Annotated in this window: 23 protein-coding genes and 3 pseudogenes; 12 read left to right on the forward strand and 14 right to left on the reverse strand. The window is 70.3% G+C overall.

What is annotated here, in order from left to right; translation table 11 throughout:
• From AC07DS_RS18820 to AC07DS_RS18840, 5 genes and pseudogenes are all read left to right on the forward strand, one after another.
• Positions 1 to 626, forward strand: a pseudogene (locus tag AC07DS_RS18820) (histidine kinase); the annotation flags it as partial.
• Complete coding sequence (locus AC07DS_RS18825; RefSeq protein WP_479146643.1) at positions 623 to 1,120, forward strand: roadblock/LC7 domain-containing protein; 498 nt, start codon at positions 623 to 625, stop codon at positions 1,118 to 1,120. The pseudogene AC07DS_RS18820 and the gene AC07DS_RS18825, both read left to right, overlap by 4 nt.
• Entirely contained in the window at positions 1,117 to 1,533 is a 417-nt protein-coding gene (locus AC07DS_RS18830; protein WP_479146644.1) for a DUF742 domain-containing protein, read from the forward strand. The genes AC07DS_RS18825 and AC07DS_RS18830 overlap by 4 nt, the downstream gene beginning before the upstream one ends.
• The gene (locus tag AC07DS_RS18835; protein WP_479146646.1) at positions 1,514 to 2,161 is read left to right on the forward strand and encodes a GTP-binding protein; all 648 of its coding nucleotides are present in this window, start codon (positions 1,514 to 1,516) and stop codon (positions 2,159 to 2,161) included. Before AC07DS_RS18830 ends, AC07DS_RS18835 begins: the two co-directional genes overlap by 20 nt.
• A gap of 29 nt (positions 2,162 to 2,190) precedes the next feature.
• Entirely contained in the window at positions 2,191 to 3,444 is a 1,254-nt protein-coding gene (locus tag AC07DS_RS18840; protein WP_479146648.1) for a styrene monooxygenase/indole monooxygenase family protein, read from the forward strand.
• Between the two features lie 524 nt (positions 3,445 to 3,968).
• Here AC07DS_RS18840 and AC07DS_RS18845 read toward each other — a convergent pair.
• Together AC07DS_RS18845 and AC07DS_RS18850 are read right to left on the reverse strand one after the other, a co-directional pair.
• Positions 3,969 to 4,646, reverse strand: coding sequence for a hypothetical protein (locus tag AC07DS_RS18845; RefSeq protein WP_479146650.1), 678 nt, complete (start codon positions 4,644 to 4,646; stop codon positions 3,969 to 3,971).
• Positions 4,647 to 4,972: 326 nt separating this feature from the next.
• Complete coding sequence (locus tag AC07DS_RS18850) at positions 4,973 to 5,437, reverse strand: DUF6083 domain-containing protein (RefSeq protein WP_479146651.1); 465 nt, start codon at positions 5,435 to 5,437, stop codon at positions 4,973 to 4,975.
• A 1,162-nt stretch (positions 5,438 to 6,599) separates the two neighbouring features.
• On the opposite strand from AC07DS_RS18850, the gene AC07DS_RS18855 reads away from it, so the two are divergent.
• Complete coding sequence (locus AC07DS_RS18855) at positions 6,600 to 7,220, forward strand: nuclease-related domain-containing protein (RefSeq protein WP_479146653.1); 621 nt, start codon at positions 6,600 to 6,602, stop codon at positions 7,218 to 7,220.
• Here the strand turns inward: AC07DS_RS18855 and AC07DS_RS18860 are convergent.
• Positions 7,221 to 7,499 (reverse strand): annotated as a pseudogene (locus AC07DS_RS18860) (UTRA domain-containing protein); the annotation flags it as partial.
• Here AC07DS_RS18860 and AC07DS_RS18865 point away from each other — a divergent pair.
• Positions 7,486 to 8,193: pseudogene (locus AC07DS_RS18865) on the forward strand (tyrosine-type recombinase/integrase); the annotation flags it as partial. The pseudogenes AC07DS_RS18860 and AC07DS_RS18865 overlap by 14 nt on opposite strands.
• Positions 8,194 to 8,305: 112 nt before the next feature.
• Here AC07DS_RS18865 and AC07DS_RS18870 read toward each other — a convergent pair.
• The 4 genes from AC07DS_RS18870 to AC07DS_RS18885 all read right to left on the reverse strand — a co-directional run bounded on the left by AC07DS_RS18870 (position 8,306) and on the right by AC07DS_RS18885 (position 11,479).
• The gene (locus AC07DS_RS18870) at positions 8,306 to 9,370 is read right to left on the reverse strand and encodes a C40 family peptidase (RefSeq protein ID WP_479146655.1); all 1,065 of its coding nucleotides are present in this window, start codon (positions 9,368 to 9,370) and stop codon (positions 8,306 to 8,308) included.
• A 111-nt stretch (positions 9,371 to 9,481) separates the two neighbouring features.
• Complete coding sequence (locus AC07DS_RS18875) at positions 9,482 to 9,802, reverse strand: hypothetical protein (protein ID WP_479146656.1); 321 nt, start codon at positions 9,800 to 9,802, stop codon at positions 9,482 to 9,484.
• The gene (locus AC07DS_RS18880; protein ID WP_479146658.1) at positions 9,789 to 10,445 is read right to left on the reverse strand and encodes a TetR/AcrR family transcriptional regulator; all 657 of its coding nucleotides are present in this window, start codon (positions 10,443 to 10,445) and stop codon (positions 9,789 to 9,791) included. The genes AC07DS_RS18875 and AC07DS_RS18880 overlap by 14 nt, the downstream gene beginning before the upstream one ends.
• 95 nt (positions 10,446 to 10,540) lie before the next feature.
• Positions 10,541 to 11,479, reverse strand: a complete 939-nt coding sequence (locus tag AC07DS_RS18885; protein WP_479146660.1) for an AurF N-oxygenase family protein — start codon at positions 11,477 to 11,479, stop codon at positions 10,541 to 10,543.
• A 122-nt stretch (positions 11,480 to 11,601) separates the two neighbouring features.
• On the opposite strand from AC07DS_RS18885, the gene AC07DS_RS18890 reads away from it, so the two are divergent.
• Both AC07DS_RS18890 and AC07DS_RS18895 read left to right on the forward strand, forming a co-directional pair.
• Positions 11,602 to 12,711: a ferritin-like domain-containing protein gene (locus AC07DS_RS18890; protein WP_479146662.1), complete on the forward strand. Its 1,110-nt coding sequence runs from the start codon at positions 11,602 to 11,604 to the stop codon at positions 12,709 to 12,711.
• Between the two features lie 36 nt (positions 12,712 to 12,747).
• Positions 12,748 to 13,578, forward strand: coding sequence for a hypothetical protein (locus tag AC07DS_RS18895; RefSeq protein WP_479146719.1), 831 nt, complete (start codon positions 12,748 to 12,750; stop codon positions 13,576 to 13,578).
• Here AC07DS_RS18895 and AC07DS_RS18900 read toward each other — a convergent pair.
• The 6 genes from AC07DS_RS18900 to AC07DS_RS18925 all read right to left on the reverse strand — a co-directional run bounded on the left by AC07DS_RS18900 (position 13,562) and on the right by AC07DS_RS18925 (position 19,609).
• Positions 13,562 to 14,047, reverse strand: coding sequence for a DUF3291 domain-containing protein (locus AC07DS_RS18900; RefSeq protein ID WP_479146664.1), 486 nt, complete (start codon positions 14,045 to 14,047; stop codon positions 13,562 to 13,564). The two genes, AC07DS_RS18895 and AC07DS_RS18900, sit on opposite strands and share 17 nt — an antisense overlap.
• Before the next feature lie 45 nt (positions 14,048 to 14,092).
• The gene (locus AC07DS_RS18905; protein ID WP_479146720.1) at positions 14,093 to 15,550 is read right to left on the reverse strand and encodes a peptidoglycan D,D-transpeptidase FtsI family protein; all 1,458 of its coding nucleotides are present in this window, start codon (positions 15,548 to 15,550) and stop codon (positions 14,093 to 14,095) included.
• 23 nt (positions 15,551 to 15,573) lie between these two features.
• Positions 15,574 to 16,935: an FtsW/RodA/SpoVE family cell cycle protein gene (locus AC07DS_RS18910; RefSeq protein ID WP_479146666.1), complete on the reverse strand. Its 1,362-nt coding sequence runs from the start codon at positions 16,933 to 16,935 to the stop codon at positions 15,574 to 15,576.
• Positions 16,936 to 17,041: 106 nt separating this feature from the next.
• A complete protein-coding gene (locus AC07DS_RS18915; protein ID WP_479146668.1) occupies positions 17,042 to 18,277 on the reverse strand; it encodes an ATP-binding protein in 1,236 nt (411 codons plus the stop codon).
• Complete coding sequence (locus AC07DS_RS18920) at positions 18,274 to 19,008, reverse strand: hypothetical protein (RefSeq protein WP_479146670.1); 735 nt, start codon at positions 19,006 to 19,008, stop codon at positions 18,274 to 18,276. Before AC07DS_RS18920 ends, AC07DS_RS18915 begins: the two co-directional genes overlap by 4 nt.
• 94 nt (positions 19,009 to 19,102) lie before the next feature.
• On the reverse strand, positions 19,103 to 19,609 hold the full coding sequence (locus tag AC07DS_RS18925; protein ID WP_479146672.1) for a protein-tyrosine phosphatase family protein: 507 nt from the start codon (positions 19,607 to 19,609) through the stop codon (positions 19,103 to 19,105).
• A gap of 101 nt (positions 19,610 to 19,710) precedes the next feature.
• Between AC07DS_RS18925 and AC07DS_RS18930 the strand changes: the two genes are divergently transcribed.
• A complete protein-coding gene (locus AC07DS_RS18930) occupies positions 19,711 to 20,514 on the forward strand; it encodes a nuclease-related domain-containing protein (RefSeq protein ID WP_479146674.1) in 804 nt (267 codons plus the stop codon).
• A 61-nt stretch (positions 20,515 to 20,575) separates the two neighbouring features.
• Here AC07DS_RS18930 and ligD read toward each other — a convergent pair whose 3' ends face one another.
• Positions 20,576 to 21,457 carry a non-homologous end-joining DNA ligase gene (ligD, locus tag AC07DS_RS18935; protein WP_479146676.1) on the reverse strand — a complete coding sequence of 294 codons (882 nt, stop codon included), beginning with the start codon at positions 21,455 to 21,457 and terminating at the stop codon, positions 20,576 to 20,578.
• A gap of 62 nt (positions 21,458 to 21,519) precedes the next feature.
• Between ligD and ku the strand changes: the two genes are divergently transcribed.
• Both ku and AC07DS_RS18945 read left to right on the forward strand, forming a co-directional pair.
• Positions 21,520 to 22,611, forward strand: a complete 1,092-nt coding sequence (gene ku, locus AC07DS_RS18940) for a non-homologous end joining protein Ku (RefSeq protein WP_479146677.1) — start codon at positions 21,520 to 21,522, stop codon at positions 22,609 to 22,611.
• A gap of 116 nt (positions 22,612 to 22,727) precedes the next feature.
• Positions 22,728 to 23,795, forward strand: coding sequence for a hypothetical protein (locus AC07DS_RS18945; protein ID WP_479146721.1), 1,068 nt, complete (start codon positions 22,728 to 22,730; stop codon positions 23,793 to 23,795).
• Positions 23,796 to 23,838: the final 43 nt, after the last annotated feature.

Genomic DNA, 23,838 nt, shown 5'->3' on the forward strand with positions numbered 1-23,838 from the left:
CCGAGTCCGACGCGCCCGAGGCCCGTGGCGCCCGTGCCGCCTCCGGGGCACCCGAGTCCCACGACGCATCCACGGCTCACGGCGCACCTGAGTCCCACAACGTCCGTGCGGCCTCCCGCGCACCCGAGTCCGACGCGCCCGAGGCCCGTGGCGCCCGTGCCGCCTCCGGGGCACCCGGGTCCCACGATGCGCCCGAGGCTCACGGCGTACCTGAGGCCCGTGGCGCCCGCGCCGCCTCCAGGGCACCCGAGTCCGACGACGCGCCCGCGGCCCACCGCGCACCCGCCGCCCACGACGCGCCCGCGGTCGCCGACGGCGGGTACGCCCAGCCGGGGCCACCCGCAGTCGACGACGAAAGCCGCACGGGTGGTGCGGGTGGGAGCGAGGACGCCGAAGGCGAGGCCGAGGCGCTCACCAGCAAGGGTCTCCCCAAGCGCACACCCAGGATCACCGCGCCCACAGCCCCGCCCCGCCAGCGCAGCGCATCCGTGGACGCCGAAGCCCTCCGCCGCAGACTCGGCGGCTTCCGCCAAGGAGCACAGGCCGGCTACAGGGACGTAGAGGCAGAGATCGCCGCACACACCGAACACGCCACGGGGGGCACAGCCGAGGAGGCAAGCAGTTGACCGCGCCCAGTACCTACGGCCTGAGCAGTGAAGCCCGCAACCTGCACTGGCTGCTGACCAACCTGGTCGAGGAAGTACCCGGCATCCAGTCCGTCGCAGTCGTCTCCTCGGACGGCCTGCTCCTGCTCTCCTCCGACCCCGCCCGCACGGCCGAGTCCCGCCGGAAGAAGGCGGCGAAGGGCCCCCGGGGCTCCTCCGCCGACCTGGCGACCATCGTCTCCGGCATCGGCAGCCTCACCATCGGCGCCGCCAGCCTCATGGAGTTCGGCGGCGTCAGGCACACGATGATCGCGATGGACGAGGGCAGCCTCTTCGTGATGTCGATCAGCGACGGCTCGCTGCTCGGCGTGCACGGCTCCGCGGAGTGCGACATGAGCGTGGTGGCCTACCACATGGCGCTCTTCGTCGGCCGCGCCGGCCACGTCCTGACCCCCGAACTCCGCAGCGAGCTGAGGAAATCCCTGGAGGCCGAGTCGACGGGGAGCACCCGATGAGCGGCCCGGCCGAGAAGCGGCACCTCCCGGTCCGCGGCGGCGACCGCAAACCCGCCCGCGTCCGCCCCTACTCGCTCACCGGCGGCCGTACCCGCTTCGGCCACGTCCTCCTCGTGGAGACCTTCGTGGCCGCCATCGAGGCCCCCGAGGAGCGCAAGGAACTGACGAACGGCTCTCTCGCCACCCGGGTCATGCCGGAGCTGCGGGCCATCGTCGAACTGTGCCGCCGTATGCGCACGGTGGCCGAGATCGCCGCGCTGCTGAGGATGCCGCTCGGCGTGGTCCGCGTCCTGCTGAGCGATCTCGCGGACCAGGGAAAGATCCGTGTGTACGGCACCGGAACGGGGCACGGCACCGGCCGCCCGGACCGCGTTCTGCTGGAAAGGGTGCTGAGTGGACTCCGCCGTCTCTGACGCCACCGGCGTCACCCCTCTCGTCGCCGGATTCGCCGAGCCCGACGAGGATCTGAAGGCCTGGCAGAAGGACCGGGACCGGGCCCCCGTCGCGACGAAGATCGTGGTCGCGGGCGGCTTCGGCGTCGGCAAGACCACGCTGGTCTCGACCGTCTCGGAGATCACCCCGCTGCAGACCGAGGCACTGATGACCGAGGCGAGCGAGGGCACCGACGACCTCTCCGCGACGCCCGGCAAGCTGACCACCACGGTGGCCATGGACTACGGCCGCATCACGCTCGACGACGACCTGGTGCTCTACCTGTTCGGCACGCCGGGCCAGCAGCGGTTCTGGTTCATGTGGGACGACCTGGTGCGCGGCGCGATCGGCGCCGTCGTCCTGGCCGACACCCGCCGCCTGAAGGACTGTTTCCCCGCACTGGACTACTTCGAGAGCTGCGGACTGCCGTACGTCGTCGCGGTCAACCACTTCGACGACAGCGAGCTGTTCGAGCCGGAGGACGTACGCGAGGCGCTGACCGTCCCCGCCCACGTCCCTGTCATGATCATGGACGCGCGGCGCCGGATCTCGGTGATCGAGACCCTCCTGGCCCTGGTGGGCCACGCGCTGGACGAAACCCCCGAGTAGTCCCCAGCCCCCGTAGGAGACACACCCGCATGCGGAAGATACTCGTCGTCGGAGCCGGTCAGTCCGGACTCCAGCTCGCCCTCGGTCTGCAGTCGCACGGCTACGAGGTCACCCTGATGTCGAACCGGACCGCGGACGAGATCCGCTCCGGCCGGGTCATGTCGACGCAGTGCATGTTCGACACGGCACTGGAGCACGAGCGCGATCTCCAGCTGAACTTCTGGGAGTCCCAGGCCCCGAAGATCGAAGGACTCGGCGTCTCGGTCGCGGCCCCCGGCTCGCACGACCCCGGTCCGACCCAGCGGGCGATCGACTGGGTGGGCAGGCTGGACGGGTACGCGCAGTCGGTCGACCAGCGGGTGAAGATGGCCGGCTGGATGGAGACCTTCGCCCAGCGTGGCGGCCAGCTGGTCATCCACGGCGCGGCCGTCGGCGACCTCGACTACTTCTCCCGCACCTACGACCTCGTCCTGGTCTCGGCGGGCAAGGGCGAGCTGGTCTCGATGTTCGCCCGTGACCCGGAGCGCTCCCCGTACAGCGAGCCGCAGCGCGCGCTGGCCGTCTCGTACGTCCACGGCCTCGGCCCGCGCCCGGAGCACCCGGAGTTCGACGCGGTCCGCTGCAACCTGGTCCCCGGGGTCGGCGAGCTGTTCGTCATGCCGACGCTCACCGTCTCGGGGCGCGCCGACATCCTGTTCTGGGAGGGCATACCCGGCGGCCCGCTCGACGTCTTCAACGGCGTCAAGGACCCGGCGGAGCACCTCTCCCTGACCCTGGAACTCATGGAGAAGTTCACTCCGTGGGAGTACGCGCGGGCCACGAAGGTCGAACTGACCGACGCCGGCGGCACGTTGGCCGGCCGTTACGCCCCGACCGTGCGCAACCCCATCGGCCGGCTGCCGTCCGGCGGTCTGGTCCTCGGCGTGGCCGACGTGGTCGTCGCCAACGACCCGATCACGGGACAGGGTTCGAACTCCGCGTCCAAGTGTGCGGCCGCGTACCTCGCCTCGATCCTGGAGCGCGAGGACAAGCCGTTCGACGAAGAGTGGATGCGGGCCACGTTCGACCGGTACTGGACCACGGCTCAGCACGTCACCAAGTGGACCAACGCCATGCTGGCGCCGCCGCCGGAGCACATCCTGAACCTCATCGGTGCGGCGGGGCAGCTGCAGCCGGTGGCGGATCGATTCGCCAACGCGTTCAACGATCCGGCCGACTTCGAGAACTTCTTCTACGAGCCGGAGAAGACACAGGCCTACCTGGCTTCGGTCACCGGAGCCTGACGGGTCTCTGACCTGCGCTTCAGCTGTCGTCCTCTGTCGTTGTCGGTCGACGTCGGCTGGCCTCGGACGGCCCACAGACGGCCCACAGGCGGCCCCGGATGTGGGGCCGCCTGTGGCCTTTGACGTTCAGCTACCTCGCCGTGAACCAGGCCCTGCCGCTGGTTCCATCGGGGTGTCCGTGGGCCGGATAAACGTTCATGAGCAGAAGAACAAGTTCTGACATCGCACCTCTGCGATCTGCGGCTCCGTCATTGGTCAACCTTCTGACCAGCGGCGGAGCCGTTGACGTTTGTCAGTGTTGGTTGTCGTTGAGCGCCCCCGCACGGCCCGGAGACGGCCCGAGCGGGGTGCTGCGGCGCGCTCCTCGATGCGAACTACGGGCGGGAGGGTTGCTGAGGCTTGAGGGGCTGATCCGGGGGGTTGCGAGGATCACCAATGGTCGATGCCGGTCGCCACGGTTGCTGTACTTCTCTGCTGTACGGCCCACAGCTCGGCCGCGGCAGGGCAGGCCCAGAATCGGCAGATCAGTACTGAGGCAGCGTTGCTGTGGCCTTCTTCCCGGCCTGGACCTGCGCGATCCGCTCGGCGAACATCGTTGCACCCTGCGTCAGCATCGGTTCGCTCGCACCCCCCTCTACGAAGGTTGTGGCGACCACCGTACCGACGCGCATGGTGATGTACTCGCCCGTTAGCCCGCCGCCGTCTTTGGTGTAGGCCTGGCTCTCGTTCCCGAAGGTGGGCTTCGACAGAGGAGGATTGTCACCGACCTCGACCTTCAGCCCGTTTTTGGCGTCCTGCCTGCTGGTGTAGGTGGTGATCTCGAAATTGACGTAGTGCGTGTCGCCGGACAAGGCGAACTTGTCGTGGCCGTACCACTTGCCTTTGCACTCCTGCGGACTCGGACAGTCGAGGTGTCCGTCCGCGGTGTTGACGTCACCACTCACGCCCTCCAGGCCGCCCATCGCCCCGAGGTCCGGAAGCGCGTTCTTGACCTGGGCCTTCTGACTCAGCACTGCGTCGGAATCTGGTACGGCGGACGACTGTTCCGGCGTAGGGCTGCTGGTCGCACCGACGCGCCGGCCACCTTGCCCAGAGTCGTCGGCACCCCCGCCGCTGCATGCCGTAAGGGCGGCGCACAGCACACTGGCCGCGACGGCCGCCGGCAGCGTGAGACGCCGCGTCGTCTGGTTCGGGTCTGTCACGGTCGGTCTCCCCCTGTAGCGATCAACTCGTCGGGCTGATCATAGAGTTAGGGCGGATCTAGATCACTAGGCGTTGCGACGCGACGGCATCGCGCGGTCGGCGGAACGGTTTGGCCGGGAGCCTCAATGCCCCAGTCAAGTGGGTCACCTGAAGGTCAATGCCCTAGTTTGGAAGATCGCGTAACTGGATCTGGGCTGAGCTGGCAATTCACTGACCTGCGGTTTCCCGGGCTGCTGTCCGGTGTTCCCCGCTACTCCCCGCCGCTCGCCGCCCGATCGGGCACGTGGGAGACACGGTGCGTGCTCGCCGCTCGCTGCTGCGTGACCTATGGCTCACCCCACTCAGGGACGCACATCATGCTGTGAGCCGGCACCACGGGTTCGCTCGGCAACGGATCGATTCCACGGACCCGTACGGCCACGATATCGGCGGGGACGGATCGGGCCGGGAGCCTCGTCAAACGCCACCTGAAGGTCTCTGGGACGTCTTTAGCGGGCAGTTCCACCATGGCGAGGCTCACCCATCGGCCGTAGTTGGTGGGGTACACGCGGATCGAGGCGCCGCATTCAGGGCAAACCGGTGGCTCGATCCATGCCGCGTCGTCGGGGTCGAGTTCGGGCCTGGGGGTGGCTGTGGCCCCGTCGGCCTCGGCCATCTCGTTGGCGAGGATGTTCCAGCACTTATCGCAGTACCTCGCCATGAGGCTGATCCGCCCGCGCTCGCGTACGGAGCCGCCGGCCTCCCCGCAGCGAAGGCATATGGACTGGTCACCATCCCGCGTCGCCCCCATGTATTCGAGTGTGGGCGAATCTGGCGGGGTCCCAGTAGGTCGCGATTTAGCCTCATTTGGCGATCACGTGTCTGTGAGGTCGGTGGAGCGCTTCAACGGCGAGTCATGGTGCTACACCGACCTACCCTTTCGATGCGAACCATGGGCGGGACGGTCGCTGGGGTCTGCTCGGCTGGTCAGACGGTCATGCAGGGCTGCCGGCGGTTGGGTCCGGTCGCGATGGTTGCTGTACCTCGCTGCTGTACTGCGAAGGTCCAGGACCGATCGCCGCCCTAACGAGCTTGCGTGTGACGCTCAGCCCGTCGTGCTTGGAGACGATCCGTCGGAGCAGTGGCCGTACGCAGACTTCACCGAGGGATACGACGGGCTCAGAACTATCCGACTGCCTGAAGTGTCATCGCCGCACACGTATCCCTCTGGGCCTGAGGCGGGCGTGATCCGCAGCAGTACTTCGTAGGACGAAATCTGTACGTGGTGAGTGCCACCCGCGGCGATTCGTCCGAGGCTGTTTTGCTCCGAGCACTCGTTCTCTCCATCGCCGGCACACCAGAAGACACGCAGGGCGTGGGACGTGTTGTTCGTCAGGGTGATCGGGGCGACGTTCTCGGGATCGGTCGGATCCGGGTTACAGCCAGCAAGGCAGAGACAGGCAAGACTCAAGAGGGCCGGCGTCACGCAAGGAGCGACACGGTTGATCAGAAACTGCACTGCCCCTCCCGAAGGTCGTCACGCGAATCCGCACCGTATCGCAAGATCGAGTATGCGGGTGCGGCCTGACCTGGCAAAACACCGGCCGGAGCCTTCGCAACTGCCCCTACCCGCGACCCGCCCCAGCTCCCATCCCGTCTGCTCGGCTCTGCCTGGGTCGACGGCAGACGGGATGAGAGCATCCCACGCACGCCACACTCGGCCGGCACTCGCGAACGCCGCCCCCGCCATCTCGGAGCCTGAGCGCCCCCGCCGGAGGCATGTTCTGACCGGGGCACTCCGTGTCCAGGTCTCTACTCATGGGCCGTAGCCCGCTGCGGCCCCAGGGGCCAGCCCGCGCTTGCGCGGGCACTTGATGAGGTAGAGAAACCTGTAACAGCTCATGGCCGGTACGAGTCTGGAGCTGGTGGCACCTCCGTGATGATCTGGCAGCAAGGCGCAGGCACGAGGGGGCATGGTGCATCCGCCGTTAGACGACTTGGCACGGAATCGACCGGGCGATGCGGTGCGGAGGAAGATCCAAGAGTTACAGCCGAACCCGTTGCTGAGGTTGATCGGCCGATGGGCGCCCGGTTCGGAGATCCGTAGTTGGGCGGACGGACTCACCGGCGAACGTGCCACGGCCAAAAGGCTGGGCAGGCTGAAGGGCAACGGCTGGTTCACCCTCCATGCCATCGAGTGGCCGAGCGGCGCGGACATCGATCACCTCGCCATCGGCCCCGCCGGCGTCTTCTCCATCAACTCGAAGCGGCACCGAGGGAAAGCCGTTTGGTACGGCGACACTGCCATCACCGTGAACGGGACCGCGACCCGGCACATCGCGATCAGCCAGTCCGAAGCGCGCCGCGTATCCCGGGCCCTGTCTCGCCGGTGCGGGGGCGAGATCCCCGTCCGGCCCGTGATCTCCGTCGTGGACGCGTCGAAGATTACGGTCAAGAACGCGAATCCGCCGGTGCTTGTCCTGGCGGTCGAGCACCTCGATCGGGCCCTGTCGGGACTCACACCGACACTGCCGCCCGCCCAGGTAGCCCGCATTTACGGCGTAGCACGAGAGGCGCGCACATGGACCGGTTGATCAGGCGTCGAAGTCGTACTCCAGGATGTACGAGGTGGCATCAAGCGTCATTTCGTTGATCTCCACGGGGCGCCCCTCCTCCGCGAAAGCGGTTCGGCAGATCAGGATGACCGGTGTACCCGCAGAGATGCCCAACTCGGCCGCCTCCTCCTTTGAAGGCATGCGCGAGCGGATCTCCTCACAGAAGTGCACTGGCTTGTAGCCAAGTTCGGCAAGACGGGCGTAGATCCCGCCAGCACCCGGATCCGCCTGCGTGCTGGCTGAGCCACCGGCGCTTGAGCCCAAGCGTGTGCTGCCCTGGTCAATTAAGCGGGTGTTCGCCGTACAGGCAGCGATGCCGGAACGGTACCGAGCCATGGTCGATCTGGGCGCGGGTTGCGGCATGCGCCAGGGGGAGATCCTCGGAATCGCCGTGGATGCGATCGACTTCGACTCCGACACGCTTCACGTGGTTCAGCAGCTCAAACTCAGTCGGAGTAAGCCCGTGTTCGCACTGCCCAAGGGTGGCAAGACCCGGGACGTGCCGCTTCCCGGTCCCGTCACCGACGCGCTCAGGGCCCACATGAAGCAGTTCCCGCCGGTTGAGATCACGCTGCCCTGGAAGTCGCCGGAGGGGCCGAAGGTGACCCGGCGGCTCATCTTCATGGCGCCCGGGGGTAACCATGTGTGGCGCACCTCCCTGAACGAGGAAGCGTGGAAGCCTGCGCTCGGCGCGGCCGGCGTCATCCCGGAGCCGGAGACCAAGTCGGCCGGTTACGTGGCGGCTCGCGAGCACGGCATGCATGCGCTGAGGCACTTCTATGCGTCTGTGCTCCTGGACGGCGGGGAGAGCATCAAGGCAGTCAGCGAATACCTCGGGCACAGCAACGCCGCCTTGACGCTACGGATCTACGCACACCTCATGCCGAGTAGCCAAGAGCGAACCCGTACGGCAATCGCGACGGTCTATGCCAAGGCCCAACGTTCTGTCTGACGGCCCCCAGACGGCCCACCGCCCCGCGCAAGGTGTCCAGCTCGGTACAAACCGCTGGTAGAAGCCTCGTAGGGCCGTGGTCTTGCTTCTCCGAGCCGGAGAAGACACAGGCCTACCTGGCTTCGGTCGCCGGAGCCTGAGCGCGGGAGCCGTCAGGGCGTACGGCACCGAGTACGGGATTGGACGCCAACGGGGAGACCTTGATCTTCTCGCCCGGTCTCGGTGCCTGTACGACCTTTCCGTTCCCCACGTACATCGCCACGTGCGTCGCCTCCGGGAAGTAGACCACCAGGTCGCCCGGGCGCAGTTCGGTCAGCGGGATTCTCTTCAGGCGGTCCCACTGTTCCTGGCTGGTGCGGGGGATGGGGGTGCCCGCGTGGTCCCAGGCCTGGGAGGTGAGGCCCGAGCAGTCGTACGACTTCGGGCCTGCCGCTCCCCACTGGTACGGCTTGCCGATCTGGTCCATGGCGTAGCGGACCGCCCGCTCGCCCTCGGCCGAGGAAGGGGCCGCGGCCCTGCCGAGGGCGCCCGAGGTCACGAGCTTGTCCTGGGCCTTTGTGACCCCCTGCTGTTCCAGCCGGGCGATCGCGCTCAGCTGGTCAGGGGTGAGGGTGGCGAGGAGCCGTTCGACGTCGCCGAGCCTGGTCGTCACGTCGTCGCGCTGCTTCTTCTGCCGCGCGGCGAGGGTCTGCCGGGTGTCCAGGGCCTTGCGGGCCGCCCTGGCCAGCGCGTCCTTCTCCCTCTCGGTGCCGGCCAGCCGGTCCACCGTCTCGGCGCGCTCGCGGGCCAGCTGTCCGATGACATGGCCCTCGTCGAGGGCGTGCTGGGGGTCCGGGGCGAGCAGCAGACGTACGTACGGGGAGAGGTCGCTGCGGTTCTGGTACTGCTGCCGGGCCAGGCGTCCGGCGTCGGTCCGGCTGCTCTGCAGGGCGAGCCGGGCCCGGGCGAGTTCGCCGTCCAGGCGGTCCACCTCGGCCTGCTGTTTCCTGAGCTGCTCAGCCGTGGCGTTGTAGGTCTCGGTGGCCTGTTCGGTCTGCCGGTAGAGCTGCTGAAGGTCTGTCAGCAGCTCGGAGACGGGCCGCTGCGGATCGGGTGCGGCCACCGCCGCCGACGGCGCGAGGACGGCCTGGGCCGCCACCGCGGCCGTACAGGCCAGGCGCAGAAGCACTCCTGACATGTCATCACCTCCGGTGCGGAACGGGCGGACCTTCCACCCGTCGTCTCACGGCGATAATCAGACATGTAGGGAGATGTGTGTGCCCTGCCTACGCGGTTCGGAGCAACCCTGTCACCCGGAGGTGTCACCCGGCTTGCGGGACGGGCTCTCGTCCGGCTTGGACCAGGGCCACCGGACCTTGCTCGCCGGCTTCCCCTGCGGGGCGTACTGGTACTTCCACCCCTGAGCCAGCCCGAGCCTCTTGCTGTGCCCCCTCGGCACGCGGAGGTACACGAGCACGGTGGGCGGGCCGCCGGCCGCGTCCGGGACGGGGATGCGGTACGTCTTCGGAGGGTGGCCGGTCATGCCCAGCAGGACGGGCAGCACGCGCCCGTCCATGGGGCCGCCCTCGAAGGGGGTGTCCTGACTCTTCACGGTCTCAGTCTCGGCCATCCTCGGCGAGCGTGCCGACGAGGTCCGCCGTCTGCGGGTCGCGCCCCGCGGTCACCGTGAGGATGGCCACGAACTGCTCGACCAGCCAGTCCCGCAGCTCCTCGACCGGGGGCTGCTTGCCCTCGTCCAGCCAGATCAGGGAGGCCGCCTCCACCGCCGTGATCCACATCCGGACGGTCATGCGCAGCCGCGGGCCCGGTGCGGAGACGCCGAGGTGGCGGAAGATGTGCTGCGCGGCGGCCCGGCGCACCCCGTCCACCGTGGCGGTCGTCCGGGACGTCTCCACCACGCTGCCGCCCTGGAGCAGTGCGCTGAAGCCGGTGTCGTGCTCGTCCACGAAGGTCAGATAGCGGTCGAGGGCCCGGGACAGCCGGGGCAGCAGGGCGCCGTGCAGCGGCTCGTCGAAGCAGAGCTGCAGCTCCTCGGCCGCCGATCTGAGCGCGGCCTCGTACAGCTGCTGCTTCCCTCCGGGGAAGTACCGGTACACGAGCGGACGGGAGACCCCGGCCGCCTCCGCCACGTCGTCGAGCGAGACGTCCTCGGGGGCGCGGTGCGCGAAGAGCGAGAGGGCGGCGGCGAGGAGCTGGCTGCGCCGCTCCTCGACGCTGAGGCGGCGATAGGCGGGGGAGGCGGCCGGGGTCATGGTCAGCAGCCTAATCGCCGCGGGCGTTCGGGGCGTGGGCCGCTGCGGGTCGGCGGGGCACTGCGCGAGCGGCCCACGGCCACCCGCAGCCCGCGTCAGGCCAGCAGCCCCGAGGACCTCCACAGGCGCCGCCCGACCCCCTGCAGCACCCCGATGTCGTCCAGGAAGTCCGTCAGCCGTTTCGCACCCGTCTGCATGACCTCCCGCCGATGCCCGCTCGCCTTCACCTGGGCCATCGCCTCCCGCCTGTCCAGGCCGACGTTCGTGTAGACCTCGGGATTGATGAAGGCGATCGAGAAGACCCGCGCGAACTCGCCGGACGTGACCCGGGTGAACTCCTGGGACCACCTGGGAGCCGTCAGCATCTGGCGGCGCAGCTCCTCGCGGGCGTAGCGGACGTGCCGGGCCTCCTCGACCACATGGATCCGCGTGACCCCCCGGATCAGCGGCTGCACCCGCTCGTCCGGGAACGTCAGCCGCTGCATCCAGTCCAGCACTTCCTCGCCGAGCAGCGTGGCCGTGAAGGAACCGGGGGTCGTGGAGATGGTCTTGAACACGCGGCCGAGGTTCTGGTGCGCCCGGCTCACCGGGTACCAGGGGGCGTCGCCCCGCGAGATCAGCCGCGCGAACATCTTCGAGTGCCGGCACTCGTCCTCGATCTCGGTGAGGGCGTACCGGACGTGTGCGCTCGTCGCCGCCTTGTCGTAGATGTGCCGGACGAGCAGCTGCATGAGGATCAGCTCGAACCAGATGCCGAGCGAGGCCAGCGCCGCCGCCTCGTGCTGGGACAGCAGGATCCGCTGCTCCTCGCTCATCCGCTGCCACATCGGCGTGCCGTACAGCGAGACCAGCTCCGGCGGCCAGAACCACTTGCCCTCCTCGAAGGGCGCGTCCCAGTCCAGCTCCTTGTCCGGGTCGAAGGAGTGCTTGGCGGAAGAGACGAGCAGCCGTTCGGCCACCTGTTCGCGGTCCTTCAGCAGGCCGAGCGCGTCGCGCAGCCCGTCGAGCGCGTCCGCTTCCGTCAGGGTCGTCATGACTCTTTCACCTCGTTACCCGGGGTACGTCGTCCGCCTCTTATGAGACTGCTTGTCAGCAAGGCCGTCAATCCCCTGCGCATGACTTGTTGACTCGGTGTCTACGTGTGAACCTGCGAGGTATGCCGACGCATGACCTGTACACGAATGACCCCGGAGACCCCCTCTGGCAGGTACCCGCCAGTGGCGCGGCCCGGTTCAGCTGGGAGTACGACGAGGGCCGGGACCGGCTGCTCGCCCTGTACCGGAAGGGCAAGGACAAGCAGTGGGACGGAAGTACGCGCATCGACTGGGACCTGGAGGTCGATCCGTTCGACCCCCTCGGCACCCCCGAGGAGTCGATGTCGCTGTACGGCACCCCGTACTGGGCCAAGCTCTCCGACCGGGACAAGGGTGAGCTGCGACAGCACTACGCCTCCTGGCAGTTCAGCCAGTTCCTGCACGGCGAGCAGGGCGCGATGATCTGCGCGGCGCGGATCGTGGAGTCGGTGCCGGACATGGACGCCAAGTTCTACTCGGCGACCCAGACGATGGACGAGGCCCGGCACGCCGAGATCTACGCCCGTTTCCTGCACGAGAAGATCGGGATGGTCTACCCGATCAACGACAACCTCCAGTCGCTGCTCGGCGACACCCTGCGCGACAGCCGCTGGGACATGCCCTACCTCGGGATGCAGGTCCTCATCGAGGGGCTCGCCCTCGCCGCCTTCGGCATGATCCGGGACACGACCGACAAGCCCCTGCCCAAGCAGATCCTGGCCTACATCATGCAGGACGAGGCCCGGCACGTGGCCTTCGGACGCATGGCCCTGCGCGACTACTACAAGCAGCTCACGGACGCCGAGCTGCGCGAGCGCGAGGAGTTCGTCATCGAGGGCTGCTATCTGATGCGCGACCGGCTGCGCGGCGTCGAGGTGCTGGAGAACTTCGGCATCTCCAGGGCCGAGGCCGAGCGGATCAGCGCGGACTCCGAGTTCCTGCAGCTCTTCCGGCGCCTGCTGTTCAGCCGCATCGTGCCCTGCGTCAAGGACATCGGCCTGTGGGGCAAGCGGCTCCAGCAGGCCTATGCCGACATGGGGGTGTTCGAGATGGGCGACTCCAACCTGGACCTGCTGATGGCCCAGGACGAGGAGATCGCCGAGCAGCTGGACGCGGAACGCTTCGCCGCCGAGGAGCGGGAGCGGGTCGCCGAGGTGCGGGACGCGATCGAGTCGGGGGCGGGCGAGGCCTGACCCGCCCGCCGGGTGCAGTAGCGTTCTGGCGTGTCCATGCCTCCGCCGCCCCAGCAGCCCCAGTACCCGTACCAGCCCCAGCAGCCGCAGTACCCGTACGGGCAGCAGCCGCCGCAGGCCCCGCCGCCTCCGGGGCCCTACGGCTCCCCGTACCCCCAGCAACAGCCGTACCCTCCGCAGCCCTACCCGGCCCAGCCGTACCCCGGCTGGGGCGCGCCGCCCATGGGGCCGCCGCCGAAGAAGCGCGGGGTCGGCCTGGCGCTCGGGATCGTGGGCGGGGTCATCGGCGTGTCCGTGCTCGGTGCCGCCGGCGGGTTCGGGGCACTGCTCGGCACCGACTTCCCCGCGGCCGAGAACAAGCTCACCCTGCCCCACGAGCTGGTGGACGGGAAGTACGTCCTCGCCGACGACCTCTCGGACAGCGAGGGGCGGAAGGTCGAGGACGGGGCCGACGGCGCCTGGGACGCCAAGGACGTCCACGCCCTGGTCGGCCGCTACAGCCCGGGCGGCGACGACTCCAAGGGCATGCTGCTGGTGTCGAGCATGTACGGCCGGTTCAAGAACGAGGACGACGTCCGCAGCAACATGCTCGAAGGGGCCACCGAGGCCGGCGGCGTGACGGTGGTCCAACCCGAGAAGGACGTCACCCCGTCCGGCTCCGACATCACCGTCAGTTGTGAGGTGCTCACCCAGAAACAGGCGCTGGTGACGATCACCTACCCGGTCTGCGCCTGGGCGGACGGCAACACGGCGGCCGTGATCGGCGAGGTCGACCTGCAGCGCAAGAGCTCCGCCGACGTGGATCTCGACGCCGCCGCCCGGAACACCCTCAAGGTCCGCGACGAGATGATCAAGCCGATCGGCTGACCGCCTCCGCCTCCTGCGCGGGGAACGACGTCCGCAGCGTGAAGGCGTACGGCGTCGGGCCGTGCTCCCTCAGGTGCGCCAGCCGATCCTCCGCCTCGGCCACGGTCGGGCGGTGGCCGGCGGGAACCCACCACAGGGTGGCCATCGCCTCGGAGACACGCTCGAACCATTCCCGGCGCCGGGCCAGCAACTCCCGGTGCTGCCCCTGGTACATGAATGCGGTCAGCGTGTCGGTGTCCCGCCACACCGACATGTTGACGATCAGCCACTCGTCGCCGAAGACGGCGATGTCGGTGGCGTTGCCGGAGTCGCTCTCCAGCCGCCAGACGAACCCGTTCGCGGCGTCCGCCGTGGCGTTCACCGGGTCGAGCGCGTCGACGAAGTCCTTCAACTCGGGGGAGTCCAGCGGGAACTTGAGGCGGGCGATGTTGACCTGGGCGAGTTCGTGGGAGGCCGGCTCATACGTCATGACCGAACGGTAGGTCGGGCGGCGCGGGTCGCGGTACCCCCCGTCTCACAGGCCGAGAACCGCCCGCATCACCTCCCGGGCGATCGGCGCCGCGTCCCCGCCGCCGCTGATCTCGCCCCGGTCCGCCGAGGCGTCCTCGACCACCACCGCGACCGCGACCCTCGGCTCCAGGTCGTCGTCGGCCTGCGCCCAGGAGACGAACCAGGCGTACGGCACACCGGAGTTGCCGACCCCGTGCTGGGCGGTACCGGTCTTGCCGCCGACCACGGCCCCGCGGATGGCCGCGTTGGTGCCGGTGCCGTCCGTGACCACGTCGGTCATCAGCTCCCGCAGCTGGAGGGCCGTGGACGCGCGCATCACCTGCCGGTCGGGTCCCATGCCGCCGCCGGTGAGCGTCTCACCCCCGTGGCGGGTGGTCCGCTCCACCAGGTACGGCGTCCGCAGCCGGCCGCCGTTGGCGACCGTCGCCGCGACCATCGCCATCTGCAGCGGGGTCGCCCGGGTGTTGTACTGCCCGATCGAGGACAGCGCGAGCTGCGCCTTGTCCACATGGGTGTCGAAGGTGCTGGGGGCGGCCTCGAACGGGACCCGCAGCCGGGTGTCGTTGAAGCCGAACGCCTGGGCCGTGGCCGACATGTCCGCCGCCCCGACGTCCACCGCCAGCTTGGCGAACACCGTGTTGCACGACCACTCGAAGGCCTCCCGCAGCGAGGCGTCCGCACAGCCGTCGCCCTCGTTGGTCAGCCGGGTCCTGGTCCCGGGCAGCCGGTAGGGGTCGGGGGAGTCGGTGGACGCGTCCAGGTCCGTGACCACACCCGCGTCCAGCGCCGCCGCAGCGGTGACCACCTTGAACGTCGACCCCGGTGGATAGGTCTGCCGCACCGCCCGGTTGAGCATCGGCTTCTCCGGGTCGTGGTTCAGTCGCGCCCAGGCCGCGGCCGTCGCCTCGCTGTTGCCGGACAGCTCGGCGGGGTCGTACGACGGGGTCGACACCAGCGCCAGCACGCGGCCCGTGGCCGGCTCGATCGCGGCCACCGCGCCCCGCCGCCCGTGCAGCCCCTGGTACGCCGCCCGCTGCGCGTTCCGGTCGATGGTGGTGACGACGTCCCCGCCCGGACCGGATCCGCGCGTCAGGTCGTTCCACAGCGGGAACGGCGACAGCAGCGGATCCGTGCCGGAGAGCACCCCGTCCTCCGTGTCCTCCAGGAACGTGCTGCCGTACATCTGCGAGGCGAAGCCGGTGACCGGCGCGTACAACGGCCCGTCCCGGTAGGCGCGTTCGTAGCGCAGCTGCTCGCCGGTGTCGTTGGAGCCGGTGACCGGCTCGCCGCCGGCCAGGATGTCCCCGCGCGGCTGCTGGTAACGGGCGATCGTGGCACGGCGGTTGGCCGGGTTGGCGTCGTAGGAGCCCGCCTGGACCACCTGTACCCGGGCGGCGTTGACGAGCAGGGCCGCCAGCAGCAGGGCGCAGAACGCCCAGGCGTGCCGGATGTAGCGGGCCATCGGCCGGCCGCTGCCGTACTCGGTCACGGGGCCTCCCGCCCGTCGTACTGGCTGCGGGCCGAGTCGCTCACCCGGATCAGCAGGGCCACGATCGCCCAGTTGGTGACGACCGAGGAGCCGCCCTGGGCGAGGAACGGCATCGCCATGCCGGTCAGCGGGATCAGGCCGGTGACGCCGCCCGCGATCACGAACACCTGGAGCGCGACGATCGAGGCGAGGCCGACCGCGAGGAGCCGGCCGAACGGCTCGCGCAGGGCGAGTCCCGCCCGGTAGCCGCGCTCGACGAGCAGGGCGTAGAGCAGGAAGATCGCCGCGAGGCCCGCGAGGCCCAGTTCCTCGCCCGCCGTCGCCAGGATGAAGTCCGACTTGGTGGCGAAGCCGATGAGGATGGAGTGGCCGAACCCGAGCCCGGTGCCGAGGACCCCGCCCGCCGAGAAGGCGAACAGGGACTGCGCCAGCTGGTTGGGTCCCTGTCCGGCGTCGATGGTGGCGAAGGGGTGCAGCCAGTCCTCGATCCGGCCCTTCACGTGCGGCTCGAAGTGGCCGACGGCGAAGGCGCCGAGGACGGCGAGCACCAGGCCGACCGCGATCCAGCCGGTGCGGCCGGTGGCGATGTACAGCAGGACCACGAACAGCCCGAAGAACAGCAGCGAGGTCCCGAGGTCGCGCTCCAGCACCAGCACCCCGACGCTCAGCAGCCAGATCGTCACGATCGGCCCGAGCACCCGCCCGGTCGGGAACTGCAGCCGCCACAGCCGGCGGCCCGTGTAGGCGAGCGCGTTGCGGTTGGCGGCCAGGTAGGCGGCGAAGAACACCGCGAGCAGCACCTTCGCGAACTCGCCCGGCTGGATGGAGAATCCGGCGATCCGGATCCAGATGCGGGCGCCGTTGACGGCCGGGAAGAGGATCGGCAGCAGGAGGAGCGCCAGGGCCGCGACCACGCAGACGTACGAGTAGCGCTGGAGCACCCGGTGGTCGCGCAGCACCAGGACGACCACGATGAACAGGCCCACCCCGAGCGTGGACCACACCAGTTGGGTGGGGGCGGCCCGGTCGCCCGGCGTCTCCAGGTCGAGCCGGTAGATCAGCACCAGACCGAGGCCGTTGAGCAGCACCCCGATGGGCAGCAGGAGGGGGTCGGCGTACGGCGCCCGGATCCGGACCGCGAGATGCGCGAACAGGGCCAGCACACCGAGTCCGGCGCCGTAGCCGGCGGCACCCGGCGGGACGGTGCCGGCCCTCGCCAGGCCCACGGCGCAGTAGCCGTACACGGACAGCAGGACGGCCAGCACGATCAGGGCCAGTTCGATGCCACGGCGGCGGGGAAGGCGTACGGCGGGGGAGGGCGTCCTGGGCGCCGCCACGGCTGTTCCGGCCTTGGTCATGTCCGGAACCTATCCAAACAGGGCGTGTTGTGCGTGGTTTGCCCGGGTTGTCGGCATCAGCGTGGCGCGGAACGGGACGGTGAACCGTCCGAGCTCTCGTCCGGAACTACTGGAGGTACAGCGTGGCCACGGCGCCCCCGCCCAGCGCGTTGCCGAAGAACAGCCGCGCCCCCAGGACCTCCGCCTGCCCCACCGCGATGGTCAGCCCGAGCCCGTGCCCCTTGGCCCCGCCCTCCGTGCGGAACCGCTGCGGCCCATGGGCCACCAGGTACTCCGGATACCCGCCCCCGTGATCCCGCACGGTCACCATGGGCCCGTCCACGGTCAGAACCACCGGAGCCGCCCCGTGCTTGTGTGCGTTCGCCACCAGATTCCCCAGCACCCGCTCCAGCCGCCGCCGGTCGGTCTCCACCCGGGCGTCCCGCACGATCCGCACCTCGGTGTCCGTCCCGGAGGCCCGCACCACCCGCCCGGCCAGCGTGCCCAGCTCCTCGGTGTCCACCTCCAGCCTCTCCCGCCCGGTGTCCAGCCGGGAGATCTCCAGCAGGTCCTCGGTGAGCGTGCGCAGCGCCGCCACCCGGTCCCGGACCAGCTCGGTCGGCCGGCCCGGCGGCAGCAGCTCGGCCGCCGCGTGCAGCCCGGTCAGCGGGGTGCGCAGCTCATGGGCCACGTCCGCGGTGAACCGCTGCTCGCTCAGCAGCTTGCTCTGCAGCGAGGAGGCCATGGAGTCCAGCGCGGCCGCCACCGCGGCCACCTCGTCCTGGGGGCGTGTCGCGTCCTTCGTCCGGGGGTCGTTCACGCGGGCGTCCAGGTCGCCCGCGCTGATCCGCCGGGCCACCTGCGCGGTGCCGTGCAGCCGCCGCGTCACCCGGGTCACCGCGAACGCGCCCACCAGCAGCGTCGCCCCGATCGCCAGCGCCGACGACCACAGGATGGACCGGTCGAGCCCGGCGATCGTACGGGCCTGCTGCGAGTAGTCGACCTCCACCGCGAGCGCCCGGTGGCCGTTCGCCGGCCCCGCCGCCCACATGATCGGCCGTCCCTGGTGCGAGGAGACCATCGTGCCGCGCTCCCCGGCCACGGCGAGCACCCGCAGCCGTTCCGGCAGCCCCTCGGGGTCCACCCCGGCACCCGGCAGCAGCGCGTCCCCGGCCTCGTACGCCTCGGTGGCGTCCTGCAGCCGGGACAGCGCGAGGTCGCGGGTCTGGCCGACGGTCTGGTCGGTCACCGACACGTGCACCAGGACGCCGAGCAGCGCGGCCAGCGCGCAGCACATCACCGCGATGAACGCGGCCGACTTCACCGCGAGCGTCCCGGCCCACCGGGGCAGCGCGGGCCTCATCCCGTGCTCACCGGCGGGGTGGTGCCGGCGGACGGGGAGGGCGCGTGGCTGTGCCGGCCCTTGCCGGTGCGCAGGAACTCGTCCCGCGAGAACACCATGGCCCGCTGCTCCGGGTCCCAGGCCCAGGTGGTGCGGTACTCGTACCCCGAGATCCCGGCCGGGGAGCGGACGATCACCGCCCGGCCGGCCAGCTCGACGCCGAGGATCGCGTCGTTGTCGGCCAGCACCTGCACCAGCTTGTGCTTCTCCACCGTGTAGACCCGCACCGCCGTCTGGTTCGTCGGATACAGCCGGAAGCCCAGCGTCAGGTCGGCCCGCCCGTCCCCGGTCAGATCCCGGTAGTACGCCTTGAGCAACGGGCACCGCGCCCGGTCCCCGCCCGCGCCGCACTCCTTCATCCGCTCGACGGTCGCGTGGTACGCCCCCTTCGACCCGTAGTCGTCCGGGTGCGCGGCCATCTCGGCCCGTACGACGTCCACCGGATCGACCTTGCGGATGTCGTCGCCCGGCACCTGGACGCCCTTGACGGTCTCGGTGCTCCCCTCGTCGTAGGGGTAGGCCGGGCTGGACGCCGGCCGGAGGTCCGGCCAGAGCTTCGCCGGGCTCACCGCGGTCGGGGTCGCCCCCGCGCCCCGCAGGTCGCCCCGGTCGCCACAGGCCGCCGCCGTCGCCGACAGCAGGGCGACGACGGCCGCGGTGAGCGCGGTGCGCGCGATGCGACGGGCTGACACGGGGCTCCTGAGGATTCGGGGGCGAGAGTAGCCCCGTACACCTTATTCGTAGGGAAGTCCTTTTTGCGCACTCGGGGCGGTGCTGGGGGAGAGGCTACTCGGCCAGTTCTTCCAGCAGCCGGGCGGTGGCCAGTCCAGCGCGCAGGTACTCCACGAACAGGTCGTTGTGCAGCGCCCACGGGGAGCGCCGGGCGCGGATCAGCTCGATCGCCTCCTCGGTGCTGCGGCCCCGCCGGACCAGCGTGTGCGCGACGACCAGGCCCGAGCGGTTGTAGCCGTGGTAGCAGCGGACGAGCACCGAGTGGCCGGTGTCCAGCGCCTCGTGCGCCGCGCGCGCGAGCCGTATCACCCCGGCGAGCTGCGTGCCGTCCAGCGGTCCGTCCGGTATCGGCCACACGTGATGCTCGGTCCCGGGGCCGGGGCCGTACCCCGGCAGCCTCAGGAGCGACTGCACCACGTCGAACTGATCTCGCACGACGGCGGACTCCAGCCGACCGGAACGGCCCCGGAACTCGTGCCCGCCCATCCACAGGCGGGGCTCTATCTCGTCCCAGGGGCTCTCCGGAGCCGGTACGTCGGGCTGCTTTCCGCGGGTCCGCAACGGCGCCTCCCCAACTCCCCCTCGCAGGGCCGCTCTCCAAGGTAACCGGGTTCTTGCGTGCGAGCACCCCGCCTGTTCCCATGGTCGAGGGGTGATGGCGCATGAGCGGTCTGCGCGTGGTGCCGACCTGGCGGCACGGTCACGAACGCCTGTACGTCTGCGGCCGGGACGGAGGGAACATCGCCTGGTACGACCGTGAGACCGGCCGGGTGAACCTGATCGCCGAGGACCGCGAGGCCGATGTCCTGGAGGCCCTCAAGCCCTTCCTGACCGGCCCGGTGACCGTGGGACCGCCCCCGGTGCCGACACCCGCGGAACTGGCCCGGCTGACCCTGCACCCGGACGACGACCTCGCGCCCAACCGCCCCGGCGAGGCCCTGCTCGTCGCCCTCGACCGGGACCCCGCCCCCGCCCACCGACTCCGCCCGGACCCGCGCAGGCGCGCCCTGGCCGCCGAGCAGGCCGCCGGCGACGCCCTGGACCAGCTGGAAGGGGCGGGCTGGCACACCCTGCACTCCATCCCGCTCCCGGGCGGCGACCGCATCCACCACCTCCTCATAGGCCCTGGCGGCCTCTGCGTCGTGCACGCCCTGTACGCCCGTAAACAGCGGGTCCGGGTGACCGACCCGATGGTCACCCTGGGCCGCCACGACCCGGAGCCCCTGCTCCGCCGCCTCCGCGCCACCACCGACCGTGCCTCCTACGCCCTCACAGCCGAGGTCCACCCCGTCCTGGCCCTGGTCGACCCCGCCGACCTGCGCGTCACGGCCCCGCCCCGGGGCGTCCGCATCCTCCGGCACACCGACCTGCCGACCCTGGCCCGCCTGGGCGCAGTGCTGAAGCCGGCGGACGTGGAGGCGCTGCAAGCGATGGCACGGGACCGCGGGACGTGGGGGAAGCTGTGAGGCGGCCCGTACCGGTCGGCCCGTCCTGCGTTCGAGGACACGGCCCGTCCGGCACCGCTCCTCAGGGCAGCGCCACCGCCCGCCCGGAGTCCAGCAGCGGCGCCAGCAGATCCCCATGGTCCTGCAGGCGCGGCGCCATGTCCCCAGCCACGAACTCCAGCTGCCCCGCCACCCGGCACCCCGCGACCTCCTCCCACGTCACCGGCGCCGACACCAGCGGAACCCGCCGCGCCCGCAGCGTGTAGGGCGCCGCCGTGGTCTTGCGCCCCGCGTTCTGACTCCAGTCCACGAACACCTTTCCCGGCCGCAGACTCCGCGTCATCCGGTGCACCACCAGCCGCGGCATGGCCCCCTCCGCCTCCACCGCCAGCGCCTTCGCGTACTCGCTCGCCCGCTCGGAAGAGCCCCCGCGCACCCCCGCCAGCACATGCAGCCCCTTCGACCCCGCCGTCTTGGCGTACGCCTCGATGCCGTCCGCCGCCAGCCGCTCCCGCAGCCACAGCGCGACCTCGCAGCAGTGCACGATCGTCGCGGGCGCCCCGGGATCCAGGTCGAACACCAGCCGGTCGGCCTCGTCCGGTGACTGGACCAGCCACTGGTGCGTGTGGAACTCGGTGACCAGGTTCGCCGCCCACACCAGACTCGCCAGGTCCTGTACGACCACCATCCGGGCCGGCCCCTCCGACCGCGGCACCTCGGCGGTCGTGACCCACCCGGGCGTACCCGGCGGCACGTTCTTGGTGAAGAACACCTGCCCGTCCGGCCCGTCCGGATAGCGCAGGAAGGACACCGCGCGGTCGCGCAGATGCGGCAGCAGCACCTCGGCGCCGGTCGCGTAGTAGTGCACCAGCTCCCCCTTGGTGAAGCCGGTCTCCGGATACAGCACCTTCTCCAGGTTGCTGAGCGCGACCCGTCTCCCCTCCACGTCCGTGATAGGCGTCATAGGATGACCATTCCAGGCATAAGGTCACACAACACCAGAATCCGGAAGGAACGGTGCTGCACGTGCGATCCATTTGGAACGGCGCCATCTCCTTCGGTCTCGTCAGCATCCCTATCAAGCTGGTGAACGCCACCGAGAGCCACTCGATCTCCTTCCGCCAGATCCACACCGAGGACAACGGCCGTATCCGCTACCGCAAGGTGTGCGAACTGGAGGACCGCGAGGTCAGCCAGGCCGAGATCGGCAAGGGATACGAGGACGCGGACGGATCGATCATCCCGATCAGCGACGAGGACCTCTCCCACCTCCCGATCCCGACCGCCCGCACCATCGAGATCGTCGCCTTCGTGCCGGCCGACCGGATCGACCCGCTCCAGATGGACGCGGCCTACTACCTCGCCGCCGGCGGAGCCCCCGCCGCCAAGCCGTACACCCTCCTGCGCGAGGCGCTCAAACGCAGCAACAAGGTCGCCATCGCCAAGTACGCGCTGCGCGGCCGCGAACGCCTGGGCATGCTGCGCGTGGTCGGGGACGCCATCGCCATGCACGGCCTCCTCTGGCCGGACGAGGTACGCGCCCCCGAAGGCGTCGCCCCGGACGCGGACGTCACCGTCCGCGACAAGGAGCTGGACCTCGCGGACGCCCTGATGGACACGCTCGGCGAGGTCGATCTCGAGGACCTGCACGACGAGTACCGCGAGGCGCTGGAGGAGGTCATCGCGGCGAAGGCGGCCGGCGAAAGTCCTCCCGAGGCCCCCGAGCCCGCCGCCGGCGGAAAGGTGCTCGACCTGATGGCGGCCCTGGAGAAGAGCGTGCGCGCGGCCCGGGAGTCCCGGGGCGAGGCACCGGCAGCGGAGGCCGAGGTCAGGTCCCTCGCGCGCGGCCGTGCCACCCCGAAGGAGACGGGCGGCAAGAAGTCGACGGCCACGGCGGCGAAGAAGACGGCCGCGAAGAAGACGACGCCGGCCAGGAAGTCGACGTCCAGGACGACCGCCGCGAAGACCACCGCCGCGAAGACCACCGCCGCGAAGACGAACGCGGCGAAGACGACGTCCAAGTCCACGGCGAAGACCGCGAAGACGGCGTCCAGCGCCAGGACGACCGCGAAGAAGACCCCGGCCAAGAAGGCGGCGTCCCGCAAGCGCTCGGCCTGACCCGGCCGCCCCGAAGGTCACCGGCCGGGACAGCGGCACGGCCGACGGCCGAAGACGACCCCCCGATTCCCTCCCCCCAGGTGGGACGACTCGGGCACGATGAGGGGGTGACATACATGGTGACCGTGGCCATGGCCCCTCCCAAGGGTGCTCCGGAACTCGACGCGCTCCAGCGCGAGGGCGTCATCTTCCTGCTGAGGAAGGGGTTCGACTCGCTCGAGGCGATCGAAGGGCCCGACGGCATGGAGATAGAGCTGATGGACGACGTCATCGCCGCCCATCCCGGAGGCGTCCTGCTGAAGCTCTTCGTCGACGCACCGGCGCTGGAGTTCGCGGAGGACGCCGCCCGCGAGGTCGTGGCAGAACTCCTGGAACGCACCGAACCGCTCGCCGACTGGCAGATCACCCGGTGCGCGGTCGAGCTGAACTCCGAACTCCTCCAGGAGAGCCTCGACGCGGCCGACGGCCCCGACGCCCCGCCGTCCGACCCGGCCGAACGAGCCCGACGCCACCGGGCCACCGAGCCCGCCCCGGCCCAGGGCCGTATCGACCCGGCCGAGGTCGAGGCCATGCGCTCCAGACTCCGCGCCCTGGCGCCCCTGCTCGCGGCCTGCCCCCTCGACCGTTTCGGCTACTCCGACGATCCCGGGGAGCGGACCGTCGGCCGGGAGGCCGCGGAGGTCGCGGCCGGCGCCCTCGTGTTCGCCATCGACCTCCTGGTGGACGAACTCTTCACCGACCTCGCGAGCCTGGAGGAGGACGGTCCGACCGTGGCCGAGAGCGACGCCACCTTCATGCTCCTGGACGACCTGCCCCCGCAGTTCGCCGACGAGTACACCGTCCTGTTCGCCCGCCGCCTCACCGTCACGGCGGTGACCATGACCGCCCGTCTCACCCAGCCGCACCCCGCCCGTCCGACCTGCATCGCGGAAGAACTGCTGCTGAGATTCCTCCTCACCCGGGCCGAGGTGACGGCCGACCTCTACGACCTCCTCACCGACGAGGTCAGCGCGGCTCTGGAGACCTTCGCCGACAGCTTCGAAGGGGACCTCACCGAGGACGACCTGGACATCGACCCCAGCGGAGCGGGCGACTGGTTCACCCCCTACGACGCCGAGGGATTCGTCCACCCGTACGCCGCGAACGACGACGAGGAGTCACTGCAGGGCCCCGGCGCACGGTAGCCGCGGTCCGGAAGGGACCGGCTTCGCCGCTGCACCCGATCCC

The sequence above is a fragment of the Streptomyces sp. NPDC044064 genome, from assembly GCF_056434245.1.

Excerpts from the sequence above, each read along its gene's own strand:
- AC07DS_RS18830 (WP_479146644.1), top strand. The coding sequence starts at position 1,117 with ATGAGCGGCCCGGCCGAGAAGCGGCACCTCCCGGTCCGCGGCGGCGAC.
- AC07DS_RS18840 (WP_479146648.1), top strand. The coding sequence starts at position 2,191 with ATGCGGAAGATACTCGTCGTCGGAGCCGGTCAGTCCGGACTCCAGCTC.
- AC07DS_RS18850 (WP_479146651.1), bottom strand. The coding sequence starts at position 5,437 with ATGGGGGCGACGCGGGATGGTGACCAGTCCATATGCCTTCGCTGCGGG.
- AC07DS_RS18855 (WP_479146653.1), top strand. The coding sequence starts at position 6,600 with ATGGTGCATCCGCCGTTAGACGACTTGGCACGGAATCGACCGGGCGAT.
- AC07DS_RS18870 (WP_479146655.1), bottom strand. The coding sequence starts at position 9,370 with ATGTCAGGAGTGCTTCTGCGCCTGGCCTGTACGGCCGCGGTGGCGGCC.
- AC07DS_RS18875 (WP_479146656.1), bottom strand. The coding sequence starts at position 9,802 with ATGGCCGAGACTGAGACCGTGAAGAGTCAGGACACCCCCTTCGAGGGC.
- AC07DS_RS18880 (WP_479146658.1), bottom strand. The coding sequence starts at position 10,445 with ATGACCCCGGCCGCCTCCCCCGCCTATCGCCGCCTCAGCGTCGAGGAG.
- AC07DS_RS18885 (WP_479146660.1), bottom strand. The coding sequence starts at position 11,479 with ATGACGACCCTGACGGAAGCGGACGCGCTCGACGGGCTGCGCGACGCG.
- AC07DS_RS18890 (WP_479146662.1), top strand. The coding sequence starts at position 11,602 with ATGCCGACGCATGACCTGTACACGAATGACCCCGGAGACCCCCTCTGG.
- AC07DS_RS18895 (WP_479146719.1), top strand. The coding sequence starts at position 12,748 with ATGCCTCCGCCGCCCCAGCAGCCCCAGTACCCGTACCAGCCCCAGCAG.
- AC07DS_RS18900 (WP_479146664.1), bottom strand. The coding sequence starts at position 14,047 with ATGACGTATGAGCCGGCCTCCCACGAACTCGCCCAGGTCAACATCGCC.
- AC07DS_RS18905 (WP_479146720.1), bottom strand. The coding sequence starts at position 15,550 with ATGGCCCGCTACATCCGGCACGCCTGGGCGTTCTGCGCCCTGCTGCTG.
- AC07DS_RS18910 (WP_479146666.1), bottom strand. The coding sequence starts at position 16,935 with ATGACCAAGGCCGGAACAGCCGTGGCGGCGCCCAGGACGCCCTCCCCC.
- AC07DS_RS18915 (WP_479146668.1), bottom strand. The coding sequence starts at position 18,277 with ATGAGGCCCGCGCTGCCCCGGTGGGCCGGGACGCTCGCGGTGAAGTCG.
- AC07DS_RS18930 (WP_479146674.1), top strand. The coding sequence starts at position 19,711 with ATGAGCGGTCTGCGCGTGGTGCCGACCTGGCGGCACGGTCACGAACGC.
- ligD (WP_479146676.1), bottom strand. The coding sequence starts at position 21,457 with ATGACGCCTATCACGGACGTGGAGGGGAGACGGGTCGCGCTCAGCAAC.
- AC07DS_RS18945 (WP_479146721.1), top strand. The coding sequence starts at position 22,728 with ATGGTGACCGTGGCCATGGCCCCTCCCAAGGGTGCTCCGGAACTCGAC.